Source organism: Providencia xihuensis (assembly GCF_041953405.1).
GTDB classification, from domain to species: Bacteria; Pseudomonadota; Gammaproteobacteria; order Enterobacterales; family Enterobacteriaceae; genus Providencia; species Providencia vermicola.
In genome coordinates, this window is sequence record NZ_CP169565.1 from 647,095 (window position 1) to 662,773 (window position 15,679).

Annotated in this window: 13 protein-coding genes and 1 rRNA gene; 8 read left to right on the top strand and 6 right to left on the bottom strand. The window is 38.3% G+C overall.

What is annotated here, in order from left to right:
- The first annotated feature begins 18 nt into the window (after positions 1-18).
- Together rrf and ACE2AL_RS02785 are read left to right on the top strand one after the other, a co-directional pair.
- Positions 19-134, top strand: a 5S ribosomal RNA gene (rrf, locus tag ACE2AL_RS02780).
- A 707-nt stretch (positions 135-841) separates the two neighbouring features.
- Positions 842-2,392, top strand: coding sequence for an aromatic amino acid ammonia-lyase (locus ACE2AL_RS02785; protein WP_353167318.1), 1,551 nt, complete (start codon positions 842-844; stop codon positions 2,390-2,392).
- Between the two features lie 15 nt (positions 2,393-2,407).
- Here the strand turns inward: ACE2AL_RS02785 and idi are convergent, their stop codons facing one another.
- The 4 genes from idi to ACE2AL_RS02805 all read right to left on the bottom strand — a co-directional run bounded on the left by idi (position 2,408) and on the right by ACE2AL_RS02805 (position 6,912).
- Complete coding sequence (idi, locus tag ACE2AL_RS02790) at positions 2,408-2,929, bottom strand: isopentenyl-diphosphate Delta-isomerase (RefSeq protein ID WP_272538946.1); 522 nt, start codon at positions 2,927-2,929, stop codon at positions 2,408-2,410.
- 161 nt (positions 2,930-3,090) lie between these two features.
- Entirely contained in the window at positions 3,091-3,747 is a 657-nt protein-coding gene (narL, locus tag ACE2AL_RS02795) for a two-component system response regulator NarL (RefSeq protein ID WP_206084456.1), read from the bottom strand.
- Between the two features lie 20 nt (positions 3,748-3,767).
- On the bottom strand, positions 3,768-5,534 hold the full coding sequence (gene narX / locus ACE2AL_RS02800; RefSeq protein WP_375083953.1) for a nitrate/nitrite two-component system sensor histidine kinase NarX: 1,767 nt from the start codon (positions 5,532-5,534) through the stop codon (positions 3,768-3,770).
- 469 nt (positions 5,535-6,003) lie between these two features.
- On the bottom strand, positions 6,004-6,912 hold the full coding sequence (locus tag ACE2AL_RS02805) for a DUF808 domain-containing protein (protein ID WP_206084459.1): 909 nt from the start codon (positions 6,910-6,912) through the stop codon (positions 6,004-6,006).
- 287 nt (positions 6,913-7,199) lie between these two features.
- On the opposite strand from ACE2AL_RS02805, the gene ACE2AL_RS02810 reads away from it, so the two are divergent.
- A complete protein-coding gene (locus tag ACE2AL_RS02810) occupies positions 7,200-8,186 on the top strand; it encodes a glycosyltransferase (RefSeq protein ID WP_272574303.1) in 987 nt (328 codons plus the stop codon).
- Positions 8,187-8,231: 45 nt separating this feature from the next.
- Here ACE2AL_RS02810 and ACE2AL_RS02815 read toward each other — a convergent pair whose 3' ends face one another.
- A complete protein-coding gene (locus tag ACE2AL_RS02815) occupies positions 8,232-9,176 on the bottom strand; it encodes a nucleoside hydrolase (RefSeq protein WP_206084463.1) in 945 nt (314 codons plus the stop codon).
- A 269-nt stretch (positions 9,177-9,445) separates the two neighbouring features.
- Here ACE2AL_RS02815 and ACE2AL_RS02820 point away from each other — a divergent pair, with 269 nt between their 5' ends.
- From ACE2AL_RS02820 to ACE2AL_RS02840, 5 genes are all read left to right on the top strand, one after another.
- Complete coding sequence (locus ACE2AL_RS02820; RefSeq protein WP_206084465.1) at positions 9,446-10,192, top strand: helix-turn-helix transcriptional regulator; 747 nt, start codon at positions 9,446-9,448, stop codon at positions 10,190-10,192.
- Between the two features lie 324 nt (positions 10,193-10,516).
- Complete coding sequence (locus ACE2AL_RS02825) at positions 10,517-11,821, top strand: FAD-binding oxidoreductase (protein ID WP_047757442.1); 1,305 nt, start codon at positions 10,517-10,519, stop codon at positions 11,819-11,821.
- Between the two features lie 48 nt (positions 11,822-11,869).
- Positions 11,870-12,238, top strand: coding sequence for a cupin domain-containing protein (locus ACE2AL_RS02830; RefSeq protein WP_272538950.1), 369 nt, complete (start codon positions 11,870-11,872; stop codon positions 12,236-12,238).
- Positions 12,239-12,266: 28 nt separating this feature from the next.
- Positions 12,267-13,760: an aldehyde dehydrogenase family protein gene (locus ACE2AL_RS02835; protein ID WP_272538951.1), complete on the top strand. Its 1,494-nt coding sequence runs from the start codon at positions 12,267-12,269 to the stop codon at positions 13,758-13,760.
- 127 nt (positions 13,761-13,887) lie between these two features.
- Entirely contained in the window at positions 13,888-14,631 is a 744-nt protein-coding gene (locus tag ACE2AL_RS02840; protein WP_272538952.1) for an SDR family oxidoreductase, read from the top strand.
- A 4-nt stretch (positions 14,632-14,635) separates the two neighbouring features.
- Here the strand turns inward: ACE2AL_RS02840 and ACE2AL_RS02845 are convergent, their stop codons facing one another.
- A complete protein-coding gene (locus ACE2AL_RS02845; RefSeq protein WP_206084470.1) occupies positions 14,636-15,301 on the bottom strand; it encodes a helix-turn-helix transcriptional regulator in 666 nt (221 codons plus the stop codon).
- Positions 15,302-15,679: the final 378 nt, after the last annotated feature.

The window sequence follows — 15,679 nt, forward strand, 5'->3', positions numbered from 1 at the left end:
GCGAACAAACCGAATTTGTCTGGCGGCAATAGCGCGGTGGTCCCACCTGACCCCATGCCGAACTCAGCAGTGAAACGCCGTAGCGCCGATGGTAGTGTGGGGTCTCCCCATGTGAGAGTAGGGAACTGCCAGACATTAAATTAGTGAGAAAGCCACCCATTGGGTGGCTTTTTTGCGTTTGGGGAATGGGGCCAAGAAAAGGCCGAGATGACGAGATAAATAACGCAAGCTAAGCGAATCAATAATCCCCTCAGCAACCAATCGTTGTGTTACCCGTGTTCTGTGCTCACGTCATTATGACTTGTGATTAAAACGGAGAAATTCTTCTAAGCTTATTAATAATCCCCTCAGCAACTCATCGTTGTGTAATCCGTGTTCTGTGTTCACGTCATTATGACTTGTGACTAAAACGGGGGGATCTTTGCAAGCTTATCAATAATCTACTTAGCAACTCATCGTTGTGTGATCCGTGTTCTGTGTTCACGTCGTTATGACTTGTGATTAAAACGGAGAAATCTTTGTAAGCTTATCAATAATCCACTTAGCAACTAATCATTGTGTCATCAGCATGTTATGTTTTTTATGTTTACATTGTTATGACTTGTAATTAAAGGATAGGAATCCTTGCAAGCTTATCAATAATCTCCTTGGTAAGTATTTTTATGCTTAACAATATTGTTATTTAAAATAATAGCATTACTTAATGATTATTATTAATTTATCTCTAATGAATAATGACTGATAGTTGACGTTTAAAAATAAAAAATTAGTGTTTAATATAAGTAAGTGAAAAGGATAGTTGATAATTATCTTATTTTTTATTCTATTTTTTAGGGGGAATATGATTTTATTAAATGGAAAAAATTTGAAACTTCATGATGTAAAATTAATTATGAACGGCGAATGTATTGCTGTGGAGGGGGCAGCAATGGAACAATTAGATAAAAGCCATAAAGTATTAATATCAGAAGCAGAAAAAGGTGCAAAAATATACGGTCTAACAGTGGGAGTTGGTTTAAATAAAGATACAGAATATATAAAGTTAAATGGAAAATTTACTGAAGAGCTAATTGAGAAATCGACTGTTTTTAATAAAAAATTGATACGTGCACATTCTGTGGGGATAGGTAAGCTTGTAGATAGTTGTTTAGTTAGGGCTGTAATGGGGATTCATATAAACATGTTGCTCAATGGTTATAGTGGAATTCAGCCTAGAATAATTAGTAGTTATGTTGAATTGCTTAACAAAGATATTATTCCTTGTATACCCAGTATTGGCTCGATTGGTGAGGGGGATATTACTATATTGAGTCATATAGGACTGACAATGCTAGGTGAAGGAGCGGTAATTTACCAAGGTAAAACAATGCCTTCTTCAAAGGCACTTCAACTTGTTGGAATCACCCCCATAGAGCCCTGGGCAAAAGATTCACTATCTTTATTATGTTCAAATGCTTATTCTGTTGCTATTACAGCAGTTGCGTTATTAAAAATAGCGCATTATATAAATATAAGTGAATTGCTGTATTGTTTAAATTTACAAGCCTTAAATGGTAATCTCTCACCTTTAAATCAACGGGTTTTGGATGCTTGTGCTTACCCTGAAGTTATTGTAATGGGCGCTAAACTTAGAAATTTATTAATTGGTTCTTCGCTAGAGTCTCATGATGATGAACGACATTTACAAGATCCATTAAGCTATCGCTGCGGGGTATATCGACTAGCAGAATTGCGTTTAAGTTATGAGCAAGCGAAAAAGCAACTTCTTATTCAGGTTAACGGTTCAAATGATAATCCATGTGTGCTCACTAAAAATGTAAATAATAGTTTGACTGGGAATTATGATCATCAGGCTGTGCTTCCAAGTGGGAACTTTGAAACATTACCTTGGGTCTTAGCCGTTGAAAAATTAAGTTTAGCGATAGCTCATAATGCATTAGCAAATGTGCAGCAGATAGTAAAACTCAATGATCCTTATTTTACACAATTAACCCGATTTTTGGGTAATAAAACAGCATTTCATGCACTTGGTGCTATTGAAAAACCTGCAGTTGCTTTGGGGATGAGAATTAAAAATCTAGCAATGCCTGTTTCATTAGATTACTTTTCTATCGCAGGTAATGTCGAAGATACAGCGACAAATGCGCAATTAGTTGCTGAAAAATTACAAAATCAATTAACATATGGATATGAGTTAATTTCAATTGTTTTTTTATGTGTGGTGCAAGCGATTAGTCTAAGAAAAGCGAAAGATTCCTCTTATTTATTATCTCCAAAAACAGAGGGTATTTACCGTGCGATAAGTGAATTCATAGAGTTAAATGGTGAGGATAAATCACTTTCGAAAGAAGTAAGACTAATTAATGATTATATTTTTAATTGTAAAATATAATCTTCAAAACATTATTTAATCTCTACTAAAATGTAAGGATGGGTATTTAGTCAGTATTTTTTTAAACCAAGGCGTGAAGATATCTGGTTGTTGGTTAACTTCAGAAATAAGTTTAGAAATACTAATCCAACGGATGGATGAGACTTCTTCTACATTGGGATAAACCATTTTATTATAGTGGCCAACATATAGGTGGTCATATTCATGTTCAATTAACCCGCCATTTACATCGGCTCGATATATAAGAGAGCCTACATGGGTTAGTGGTGTAGTAAAACCTAATTCTTCTTGAAGTCTACGCTCAGCTGCACTTTGCGTTTCTTCATTGGGTTTTGGATGGCTACAACATGTGTTAGCCCACTGACCAGAAGAGTGGTATTTATGTGGTGCTCTTTGTTGAATTAAGAGCTCATTTTGTTCATTAAAAACGAAGATAGAAAAAGCACGATGTAAGCGGCCGAGTTGATGCGCGAGTAATTTGGGCATAGTGCCGATAGCAACATCATTTTCGTTAACTAAAATTAATTCATCTTCCATCGACCTGATTCCTATCATTAAAATTATTGCTGTAGTTTATTATAACTAAAAAAATAAAATTGTAGAATTGAGCTATTTATTCATAATACTTAATTTATGTTCACAGTGTATTTATTTTAAAATGGCAGCTATATTATTATTTGTACTGCCACTTTTAATATTTATTTTTGTTGTAAAACCCAAACAGCAGCTTCTACACGAGATTTTAAGTTTAATTTTTTAAGTAAGTGTTTCACATGTACTTTTACAGTACTTTCTGCGATATCGAGTTTACGAGCGATCATTTTATTAGAAAGTCCCTGTGAGATTAACTCTAAAATATCAGCTTCTCTTGGTGTTAGGGTCGCGATATTATTTTCATTATTGTTAGGATTATCACGTAAAGATTCAGCAAGAACAGATGTGAGTGTTGGGCTAACAACCAGTTTCCCACTTGCGGCTTCTTTAAGTGCGACAATAAGTTCTTCTGGCTCCATATCTTTTAATAAATAGCCATCAGCACCACGTTTTAAAGCATTCACTAAGTCATCGCTATAATTTGAGACGGTGAAGAGAATGATCCGGCCTGACAGCTCTCTTTTTCTTAACTCATCGAGTGTTTCAAACCCATTCATGCCTGGCATATTGAGATCTAGAAGAATGAGGTCAGGATCTTGTTCTTCTGCGATTTGAATTCCTGTTTTCCCATCACCAGCTTCACCTATAACGTATAATGAAGGTTCTAAACTAATCAGTTGTTTCACGCCATTTCGTAGCATTGGGTGATCATCAATCAGCAGGATGGTTGATTTATCATTCGTTGTATTTGTATTTTCCATAGATGATTCTCTCTGGTGTATTAAGCGTCAGATAAAGGGAAAGTTACCTTAACCTCTGTTCCGCCTTGAGGTCTGGGTATAACAAAACATTCGCCATTAAGGCTAAGGGCTCTTTCTCTCATAATAATTAAACCATAGTGATTGAGTTTGTCGACATTTGCAGTGATTCCAGCTCCATCATCGATAACTTTGATACAAATAATACCTGAATTTTGTGTTAATGAGACTTCTGCCCAACTTGCATTAGCATGCTTTAAAATATTACTTAGGGCTTCTCGGATTATTTGTATAATATGAATTGATTGATGTGGTGAGATACTCTTCGCTGGAATATCATAGTGTAACTTAATCGTATAACCCATCCGCTCACTAAATTCACTAATCGTACTCTCTAAAGAGGGTAGTAGCCCTGGTTCAGTTAATTTTAATCGAAAAGTAGTTAAAAGCTCCCTTAGCTGACTATAAGCGGTGTTAATTTCGCTGCGCATTTCAGTTAATAATTGCTGAGGTTTTTCGGGTAATGGTTCAGGTTGCAATTGTAGATAGCTAATTTGCATTTTTAAACAAGATAGTGATTGTGCAATTGAATCATGTAGTTCACGTGCAATGGCCGAGCGCTCATCCATAATTAATAATTGTTGCTGTTGTTCAATTTGGTGTTCCATTGCGAGCATGCCAGATATTTGTTTAACTAACATTGAGACTAAATTGTTTTGTTCATCAGATAGAGTTTGGTCAGCCATTATTTCACCGATAATGACACCATAACGGTGCATGTTATCTGACAACTCCCACTGTAAAATTGTGATTTTTTCATTTGCTAATAAACTATCTTGCTGCTCATTTAAATGGGGAGATTCGCCATCTAATCCTATCGACTGACAGTTGATTTTGTGAAAATAAGCTTCATTGCTATCTTCATATAACCGTAAACTCAGATTATTTAATATTGTAATATTTTTCAGTTCAATCAGGACTTTTTGCAGTCTTAAATAAAGTGGTTCAGATGAGTGAAGAATTTGATTCGACTGGTATAAATAGGACAATACACGATTTTTTTTCGTAAGGTCGGCCGTTTTTTCTGCCACCCTTTCTTCTAATTGGTGATAGCTTTGTGCGAGTTCTTCTGACATTTGGTTCAATGTTTCACCCAATGCATTTAACTCGTCTTGTCGGTTATTTTTTGGATAGCGTTGACTGAAATCTTTTTGTCCAATAGCGGTTACCATTGATAGCAATTTCATCCATGGGTAGTAAATTTTTCGCCGCAAATGCCATATAGTTCCCATGAGTAGTAAGAATACTAAACTAATGAAAATGAGCTGTGTCATGGCGACATAGGCTATTTTTCTTTCAGTTTTCTCATCAATGCTGTGGACTAACTCATCAAGCTTATTAACAAACGAAATAACTTCATATCTTGCATCATTTGGTGTATTTGCATTTATTAATGTAGGGCGTAATGTAAGCAGCCAAAAGTTGTGAAGTTCATTAAATTGTGGCGTTAAATCTTCAACTTTGACGACCTGGGTGAGTTCAGGGCTTAGTAAATCACTTTCTAGAGAATCTAAGTAATGTTGATTTTGCTGATTAAGAGGAACTAATGAGAGCAGCCGGTAGCTCTGCATGCGTAATGAACCAGACTTGTTGATTGCGTGAGCGTTACCTTGAACGCTGATAATCATTCTATTTGAAATCGTCATTCCTATAATTCCAAGGATAGCAATTAGCAACATTAGGCCAATAACTTGGTTAATAATAGAGAATCGACGATACAGAGTCGGCATTTATAGTTCCTCAAAAATCCGTGGTACAACTAGTTTTAAGATTAGGTTGGCGATATTGTTCATAAAGGTAACCTAATTAAATATACTACCTTAGTATTAACTTAAAGGACTTAATTTGCGTATAACGCGCTGAAAATAGAAGATTGAAATCTGCGATTATCCTTACTTGTTGATATTAATAGGTAAAAATAGGCTGCTTTGTGTTTTTTCTGATAATGGTTACGTATTATAACGTAAATTAAAGGTGAGTTTCTTTTGATTTAGATCAGACTAGATGTTTTATGATTTCTAAAAGGTAGGTTTAATAATCCCTAAAATACACAAAATTTGAACCTATCAATATGTATTTTATTATACATCGATAATGTGAGAGAAAGTAAATTAATAGGAATCTAAGTAGAAAAGTTTTTATTTCATCAAGCGAAAAAATAGAATAATGCGGATAAAAAGCCGTATTCTATTTTTGGTATTAGGCTTTTTGAATTTTCTTGATTAAAGATAAAACCATAACAAGGCACATACCAACAATGAAGCCAAAAAATAAGTTAATTATTGTCGGTAGGATAAACTGCATAGTACTCCCAATAATAGGTGTTAATAAGGCAGTGAAGGATATTTCTTCAATCCATTCAGACATATAGCGAATGCCATGAGTGAGTATACCACCTCCAACCATAAACATTGCGGCTGTGCCGACAACGGAAAGTGTTTTCATCAGATATGGTGTGGTATAAATAAGCCCATTGCCTATTTTTTGTAGTAATGCTGATGTTTTCTTTTGCAGATAAAACCCTAAATCATCAAGTTTAACAATTCCAGCAACGAGCCCGTAAACACCTATAGTCATAATAACAGCAATAAGAGATAGTACTGCGAGTTGATTAATAATCGTTGTGGTAGATACAATGCCTAATGTAATTGCAATAATTTCAGCGGATAAAATAAAATCAGTGCGAATAGCGCCTTTGATTTTTTCTTTTTCGAATTCAGCCAGTTTTTCTTCAGGCACCGAGTGTGTTTTCGCTGCTAATTTTGCATTAGAGTGAAAAATTTTATGGGCAATTTTTTCTGCCCCCTCAAAACATAAGTAAGCGCCACCTAACATTAATAAAGGCGTGATAGCCCAGGGAATAAACGCGCTGATCAATAGAGCGAGAGGAACCAAAATTAATTTATTGAGAAATGAGCCTTTAGCAACGGACCAGACAACAGGAATTTCTCGTTCAGCACGAACGCCTGATACTTGCTGAGCATTTAAAGCAAGGTCATCTCCTAGAACACCAGATGTTTTTTTCGCGGCCATTTTTGTCATCATTGCGACGTCATCAAGCACGGCTGCTATATCGTCAAGTAAGGTCAGTAAACTACTTCCAGCCACAAGAGATCCTCAATTAAGTTTGTTTAAGATGTCGTTAATGTTTATTAGGCTGATCAAGTGATAATTAGTTCATTAGAGTTTATAACATATTCGAATTTTTAATTATTCCTTTAAGAAGAATGCCTAGAGTTATTGGATTATGAAATTTTTATGACAATGGAACCAATATGGTTTCTTCTTTTCTAATTTAGGGTATTTCTAAAAACTCACCAGGTGAGTTTGTTTATGTTATTGAGCAATGTTGCATTGGGTTAGTACTTTTAAATCGATTGGTATAGGGTTAATACATGTCTTCTCAACCAGTTTTGAGTATTGTTGTTGCGGTTTATAATGGTGAAAAGTTTTTACCTCAGTTCTTTGATAGTCTATTAGCGCAAAATTTAGAAAATTGGGAGCTCATTGTTGTTAATGATGGCTCTAAGGATAACAGCGAAGGAATTATCAAAGAGTATGAAGATAAATTCAGTCATCTGAAGATTTTGTCTCAAGAAAACCAAGGCGTGTCAGTTGCTCGTAATACTGGAATGGTTGAAGCGACAGGGAAATATATTACATTTCCTGATATCGATGATGAAATTAGCCCGAAAATGTATGGCAGATTGTTAGAAATTGCATTAGCGGGTGACTTAGATGTTGCAACTTGTAATGGTACCTATGTTTATACTAATGGCGATGTACCGAAAGCGATATTCCCGCCAAATAAGGTAGCCTCTACAGGGGTGATAAGTGGCCCTGAATGGTTAGAAAAAGGGCTAAGCTCACGTAAATTTTTGCACGTAACTTGGCTGAATCTATACCGTTTAGATATGCTGCGCCAACATAACTTTTTCTTTGAGCCGAAGCTGCATCATCAAGATATTCCCTGGACAACTGAGGTTTTATTGGTTGCGAAACGTGTGCAATTTATTAATGAGCAATATTATCGCTATTTGATCCACAACCAGTCTGTTTCTCATTCGTTGAGCGGTGACGAACGGTCAGTGCGTAAAATTAATACTTATTTGAAAATTATCGATATGTTATTAGCGATTTACCAGCGTTATCCTGAACAAGTCAAACAAGCACCAGCGTGTATTTGGCAAGTAGGTAAAGAGGGATTAGGCGTTGTTCAAGCTTTACTTGCGATTAAATCCCCTGAAATTCGTAAAGAAATGGTGCAGCAATTTTTCGACAAAGGATATTGGGAAATTGTGTGGAACCATGCGACAACGGTAAAATTAAAGTGGCGTTTAATTAGGCGCTATACGAAATTAAAAGATATTATCAAAGACTAGTATTCAAAGCAGGTAGCTTATGCAGCGGAATAAGCTACCTTTTTACTATTTATCTAATCGCTTTAGCGCATCGATAAACATTTCCCATAACCGCTGGTTATTAAGCTTCGTCGCCACTTGTGTATGGCAATCCGCGGGGGCTTGAGCGCGAAAGTCGGTTACTGTCATTCCAAGCGTTAACGTTCCTTGAAGCTCAATATCAACAGGGGCTTTGCACGTTTCTATCATTGAGGAGTCAATAACATAGGCAACAGCACAAGGATCATGAACGGGCGCATGGTCACTGTAGCCGTTACGTTGGCGATACCCTGCCGTATAGTAGTTCAACGATTCAACAACAAATCGGCTAATTGGTGTATTGAGCGCGGCAATTTTAGCCATGATGGCATCTGTTGGTTTTGCTTGGTGAGTTAAATCCAATCCAACCATTGTTAATGGCCATTTTTCGTTGAAAACGATATGTGCGGCCTCTGGGTCGATGGCAATATTAAATTCGGCGACAGCTGAACGATTCCCCGTATGGTATCCACCACCCATTAGCACGATTTCTTTCACTAATTCAACAATTTCAGGGGCTTTTCTTACCGCAAGGGCGATATTTGTTAGCCCGCCAATGGGCACTAATGTAACCGTTTTTGCAGGATGAGCTTTAAGCGTATCGATGATCAGGTCAACAGCATGGCGCTTATCAAGGGGTAATGTTGGTTCAGGGAGATGTGTGCCATCTAACCCACTAATTCCATGCACTTCAGCAGCATTCTGAATGTCTCTAACTAATGGACGTGGGCAACCTGCGGCAATCGGGATATGTCTTGCGCCCGCAAATTCAAGGAGCGCGCGTGCATTGTGAGTGACTTTCTCTAGGGTTTGATTCCCCACAACGGTGGTGACAGCCAATAGTTCCACACTTGGATTACCCAGAGCCAATAAAATCGCCATGGCATCATCATGGCCAGGGTCACAATCCAGAATAATTTTGTGTGAAGACATCATATCTCCTTGTCTAAAACGCTTTTATTGATGAGGTAGACTAAGAAATTATGGTGAAATTTCCTGTGATCTGCTTCTTGTTTATCTGTCATCACTCAAGTATTTAGTAACAAAATATTAATACTTTTGGACGATACTGTGATTTGATTAACATATTAATAACAAGTGGTTTGAGCTTATACAAATAATGTGTTTTTTATATTCTTTTGGCTTAATGTATTTATGAGCCATATTTAATTTATTAATAAGTTAACAAACTTGGGGGCGGAATGGATAATTATCTCACTAAATTACCTGATGTGATTGATTCTGTTGCAACTAACCAGTTTTATCCTAATTTATTATCATGGTTATCATCCTTTATCGCTTTTGATAATGCCATCGTGTATGCCTTTGAAAAGGATACGCCTCCACGTTTTCTTTCAAAAGTTGAACGACGAAACAGTGATAGTGTGAACCGAATCTATCAGCGAGGCGCTTATTTAATGGATCCTTTTTACCAAGAGATCCAAAAAGGAGGGACGTCCAAGGTTCTTACATTGAAGGAATTGGCACCTAAAGGTTTTTATCATACAGATTATTACCTGAATTTTTATCGCAAAACGGGCTGGTGTGACGAAGCAGGACTGTTGCTGGAAATTTCTGCGGATAGGCAATTGGGAATATTTTTTGGTAATGAAGACAGACCATTTTTCTCAGAAAAATATACTCAAGCCCCCTTAAAAGAAGCGTTTGAAATTATTTGCAGCATGGCTCGATTGCATAAAGAAGTTTCTCCCAATGTGGTATCGAACCACTATCAAAATGCAGATAGGCAAACTCGTTTCGGCCTCACGCCAAGGGAATGTGAGGTAGTGGAGTTGATTCTGGAAGGCAAAGGATCACCTCAAATTGCAGAGTCACTTTTTATTAGCCTTGGTACAGTCAAAAATCATCGTAAAAATATCTACCAAAAATTGAATATTAACTCGCAAGCTGAACTATTTAATTTATTAATGAATCGAGTAATTCAGTGACTGTATAGCATGAGTATAAATGCAGTGCGAATAATGAAGAACTATAATTATATTTTAATAATCATATGATTGCGTTTTTTTGTTATGTTAATTTAAATTTTTTTGAAAAAATGTATTTAATTATTATTAATATCGAAATATTTAATTAACCAATTGAATTTAAAATAAAAAAAATAATTTAAAAATATTTTGTTTTTATTTAAATATTCTACCTGGCTCACATTTGTTAAATCTTTGTTTTAAATGTCCCTAAAGGGCTATGTAATTGTTAATGCAAGGTTAAGATAATCGAGGTATTGCAAGATACTAAACAGGGTATCCATTATGAATAACCAAGTAGAATCATTAACTTATTACGCAGCAACAAAGAAATACGATTTGCGTTTTCCAACACTGAAAGAAGATCTTGATGTGGATGTCGTGATCATCGGAGGAGGTTTTTCAGGGATCCACACAGCGCTTGAACTATGCGAAAAAGGGATCACAAACATCGCTATTTTGGAGGGTCGTTACCTTGGTTACGGGGGATCAGGGCGTAATGGCGGCCAAGTGATGGCTGGAATTGGGCATGATATCGATGCAATCAAAAAATATGTGGGTCCAGAAGGGTTAGAAACCATCTTTAAGCTTAGCAATATGGGCGCAGGGATCATGCGTGAACGTATTGCTAAATACGATATTGATGCGGATTTTTGCCGTGGATATGCTTATTTAGGCAGCAATGCTCGCCAAGAAAAAACATTACGTAGTTGGCTGAAAGATTTCAAATCTGTTGATCCTGATGAAGAAATTGAATTTTATAGTGGCTCAGAACTAAAGCAGATTATCGGCTCAGATGCTTATACCTGTGGTATCAAGCACATGGGCGGTGGGCATGTACATTCATTAAATCTCTTATTGGGTGAGGCAAAAGCAGTTAGCGAGATTTATGGCGCAAAGATTTTTGAAAATAGCCAAGTTTTGAATGTTGAGTATGGTAATACCATCAAAGTTAGAACGGCGATGGGAACCGTTAAAGCACAGAAAATGTTATGGGCATGTGACTCATTCTTAAATGGTCTTGAGCCCACGCTTTACCCAAAAACCATCAATACCTACGCTTATCAATTAATGACAGAAGCGCTATCTGACGAATTAATTGAGCAAATTAGCCCGATCCGCGGTGCATATAGTGATATTCGTCCTGTGATTGATTATTACCGGGTCACTAACGAAAACCGTCTGTTATTCGGTAGTTCAACGCATTTTCTTGAGTATATTCCGTCTGATTTAAAAGCCTGGAATCGCAATTTAATGTTGAAGGTTTTCCCTTATCTAAAAGATGTCAAAATCGAATTAGCGTGGGGTGGCCCGATGGCCTGTAGTGCGAATCTTTTCCCACAAATAGGTTCTTTGCCTCAACATAAAAATGTGTTCTATGCACAGGGATATTCAGGTTTCGGCGTAACGCCAAGCCAGATCGTGTGCAAAGTGTTGGCTGAAGGCATGGTGGAAGGTTCTCATCGTTATGACTTAATGAGTTCGATTCCTCACGCCAATATTATTGGCAAAGACAGCATGCGTAATGTGATTGTTTCACTTGCGAAAATCATGCACCAAACATCGGGTTACTGGCAAGGCCGTCGATAATTCGTATCCGTATAATTATTTTATTGAAATCGATTAAAGGTAAATATCATGATTAGTCCATTACTGCTGAATAAACCGCTTCCAGAGCTGCTGAACATTGGTAGCGTAACAAACTTAGGCTCTGTAGTTGTCGAAGGTGACCCACAAGCCAGTGTGGCGATGGTTCATGGCGAGCCAACGGATAACCTAACTTGCGGTATTTTTGCGTGTACAACAGGCAAATTCAAAATGGTTTATCCGTTTGATGAAATGGCAACAGTACACGAAGGCTCAGTTAAATTGACAGATGTTAAAACGGGTGTGACGGTTGAGTACCATAAAGGCGATACATGGTTTGCTGCGAAAGGTACTGAAGTCTTATGGGAAATTGATACCCCGCGTTTCGTTAAGCACTACCTAGCTTGTGTGAATGCTTAATTAATTATTATTTAGTGGAGTGATTGCAATGAGTGAGTTAACCCTATTACCTGAAGTCAGCGAATTTCTGAAACGTCAACATGGGCATTTTATCAATGGTTTGCCGATTTCTGGCAAGGGTGAGACTTTTTTTGACGTTGTTAATCCAGCCACTGAACAGGTTATCGCTAAAGTCAAAGAAGGGACGTTAGCAGAAGTGGATGCGGCAATGAGTGCGGCACATGTGGCATTCAAAGGTATTTGGGCAAATACCACACCGATGGAACGTGGAAATTGCCTAAACCGCCTTGCGGATTTACTTGAAAAGCACCTTGAAGAACTCGCGCAGCTTGAAACCCTATGTTCAGGGAAAACGATTCAACTTTCCCGTTTCCTTGAGGTGGGGTCGGCGGCGCAGTTTTTACGCTATTTCGCGGGGTGGGCGACAAAAATTAGCGGTGAAACGTTAAATGTGTCACTGCCATCATTTAATGGCGAAAAGTATTCCGCGTTTACACAACGCGAGCCTGTTGGGGTTGTTGCAGGGATTATTCCATGGAATTTCTCCATTATGATTTCCATTTGGAAATTAGCGGCTGCATTAACGTGTGGCTGCACCATTGTCTTGAAGCCGAGCGAATTTACGCCACTGACGATGTTACGCGTGGCGGAATTAGCGAAAGAAGCAGGTATTCCTGATGGCGTGATTAATATCGTTAACGGTGGTGGTCGCGAAGTAGGGCCTGCACTTATTCAACACCCTCTGTGTTCTAAAGTGACCTTTACCGGATCGGTACCGACTGGGCTGGCGGTAGGGCGCACAGCAATGGAAGGAAAATTAACCCGTGTGACATTAGAGCTAGGGGGGAAAAACGGTGCGGCATTCTTGGCGGATTTACCTGTTGAGAAGATCGTGAATGGCATTATCGAAGCGGGTTACCTTAATCAAGGGCAAATCTGTGCAGCGGCAGAGCGTTTTTATATCCCATCCAAATTAATGGATGAGGTACTGGCTGAACTTAAAGTCCGTTTATCTGCGATAAAAATAGGTTCTCCATTAGACGAAACAACCGAAATGGGGCCGCTTGCGAACAAAGCCCATTACGAAAAAATCCTCAGCCTATTTGAAAAAGCGCGCCAAGATGGCAGCGAAATTATTTATGGTGGCCAGCCGATTACAGGGGCGGGGTATTTTGTTCCGCCGACTATCATTCGAGCGAATAGCCCAGACGATGTATTGATGAAGGAAGAAACCTTTGGCCCTGTCGGCACCTTCTTAAGTTACGATGACGAAGAACAACTGATTGAGATGATGAATAGCACACCATTTGGTTTAGCAGCCAGTGTATGGACAAACGATCTCAGTAAGGCGATGCGGATGATCTCTCGTATTGAAGCGGGGACGGTTTGGGTGAATATGCACACTTTCCTTGATCCTGCGGTGCCATTTGGCGGTATTAAGTCTTCAGGTATTGGTCGTGAGTTTGGCAGTGCCTTTATTGAGTATTACACTGAGTTAAAATCTGTCATGGTGCGTTATTAGTGGTTAATTTTGAGTATTAATCAACTGCTTCCCGGCCATTGTGCCGGGTTTTTTTATGCTTTTATTCACGTGGTGATGAAGAATAGGGCTATGATAGCTGTATCTTATTTCTGAGCTAGGTGGTGGTATGAAGACGGTATTGATTACTGGTGGAAGCCGAGGAATTGGTCGTGCAACAGCACTACAACTCGCACGGCTCGGTATGCGAGTGCTTATTAATTATAAAAGCGACCATCAGGCTGCGGAAGGGGTTGTTGCAGAAATTCAGGCGGCTGGAGGTGTCGCATATGCATTACCATGCGACATTAGCAGTGAAAGTGAGGTTGTTAAGCTGTTCGAGACCGTTAAGCAGCAACATGGTGATTTGCACTATTTAGTAAATAACGCGGGTATTTTATTTCAGCAATGCAGAACAGAAGCGTTAACAGCACAGCGAATTAATACTGTTCTTGCGACTAATGTCACTGGGCTACTGATATGTTGCCGTGAGTTTATCCAACTGGCTCGCCATTTTAACCACTTTGATAAAAAAGCGATTGTGAATGTTTCGTCAGCGGCAGCACGTTTAGGTGCGCCTGGAGAATACATCGATTATGCCGCGTCAAAAGGTGCGGTAGACTCCATTACAAAGGGGCTGTCATTAGAGTTAGCTGAGTTAGGGATACGTGTTAATGGTGTTCGTCCTGGCTACATTTATACGCAGATGCACCAAGACGGCGGTGAAGCAGGGCGTGTTGATCGGGTTGCGGCACAGTTACCACTGAAAAGAGGCGGAGAACCTGAAGAAATTGCGGAAATTATTTCATGGTTGTTAAGTGATGCTTCATCCTATGTGACGGGTTCAATTATTGATGCGGCAGGTGGTCGCTAGTTAATTAAAACTTTTCCTGACGAATAATAAACCCTGATGACACAAGTTCAGTTCGGTTAGTGACATTGGCTTTAGTGAAGATATTACGCAGATGGGTTTTTACGGTGGATAATGACACGCCTAATAACAACGCAATACGCTTATTACTCGCGCCTTCACGCACCAAATGAATGATTTCTTGTTCTTTTGGTGTGTAAGATACTAAAGAATCAGGCAAGATATCAAATGTCATCAGCTCTGCAACAGGTAAAATCGCATTTAACCGCATGATTTCGTGTTGCGAGAACGGGCTGTCTCGCAGTACTGAAACTCCAGCAATAATTTTATTTTTCCGACGAATAAAAATCTCAGCCATATCTGTTAGATTATTAGGTTGCATAAAATCATGAAAAAAAGCCTGATTTTGCTGACGAATTTCAGGAGACATCCTGACTAATCTTAAATCATCTTCTCGAAATTTATCGGGATGGAGTGGATCGAGTTGATGAAAATAAGCCAGATAATCTCGGTGCATTTGAGCAGGGATCCCATATAACACATAGTTGTCTGGCTGCCAGTGGTCGTTGACCAGGTAATACACTGACGCAGTAATAGGGATAATGTGTGCAATGGTATTTAGGCAGCAATCAATCAATGTTTGCTGGTGGTCGCTAAACTGAGGTGGGCTCATTTTATCCCCTTCCATAGTGAGTCAGATAATTATCATGCGCTTTATTGTTATTAACATAAAGCAAACATGTTAATAACGTGAGGTCGATAACAGTATTTAAAACAAGTAAAAATTGGTTCAGTCTTGATTTGTTAGGATTTGGTATCTTTGGTTAATTGATTATTAATATATTAATGATCAAAATGATTGTTATGTATTGATATTAAAGTATATATTTTTATTTCTGTTGATTTTCTTGGTACTTTTCGAATAGTTATAAGAACTCCCCTCTCTCTGGGTATCGTTCTTTAGGACGATGGTCGCCTCTTTGTGCTTCTTTCTATAGTGGCAATGTAGTCACGCTTTTTTTACAAAAAATTCACATCCATGGCTGCGTAT

Coding starts and splice junctions, on each gene's coding strand:
- ACE2AL_RS02835 (WP_272538951.1), top strand. CDS start 12,267: ATGAGTGAGTTAACCCTATTACCTGAAGTCAGCGAATTTCTGAAACGT.
- narL (WP_206084456.1), bottom strand. CDS start 3,747: ATGGAAAATACAAATACAACGAATGATAAATCAACCATCCTGCTGATT.
- ACE2AL_RS02815 (WP_206084463.1), bottom strand. CDS start 9,176: ATGTCTTCACACAAAATTATTCTGGATTGTGACCCTGGCCATGATGAT.
- ACE2AL_RS02785 (WP_353167318.1), top strand. CDS start 842: ATGATTTTATTAAATGGAAAAAATTTGAAACTTCATGATGTAAAATTA.
- ACE2AL_RS02845 (WP_206084470.1), bottom strand. CDS start 15,301: ATGAGCCCACCTCAGTTTAGCGACCACCAGCAAACATTGATTGATTGC.
- narX (WP_375083953.1), bottom strand. CDS start 5,534: ATGCCGACTCTGTATCGTCGATTCTCTATTATTAACCAAGTTATTGGC.
- idi (WP_272538946.1), bottom strand. CDS start 2,929: ATGGAAGATGAATTAATTTTAGTTAACGAAAATGATGTTGCTATCGGC.
- ACE2AL_RS02820 (WP_206084465.1), top strand. CDS start 9,446: ATGGATAATTATCTCACTAAATTACCTGATGTGATTGATTCTGTTGCA.
- ACE2AL_RS02830 (WP_272538950.1), top strand. CDS start 11,870: ATGATTAGTCCATTACTGCTGAATAAACCGCTTCCAGAGCTGCTGAAC.
- ACE2AL_RS02840 (WP_272538952.1), top strand. CDS start 13,888: ATGAAGACGGTATTGATTACTGGTGGAAGCCGAGGAATTGGTCGTGCA.
- ACE2AL_RS02810 (WP_272574303.1), top strand. CDS start 7,200: ATGTCTTCTCAACCAGTTTTGAGTATTGTTGTTGCGGTTTATAATGGT.
- ACE2AL_RS02825 (WP_047757442.1), top strand. CDS start 10,517: ATGAATAACCAAGTAGAATCATTAACTTATTACGCAGCAACAAAGAAA.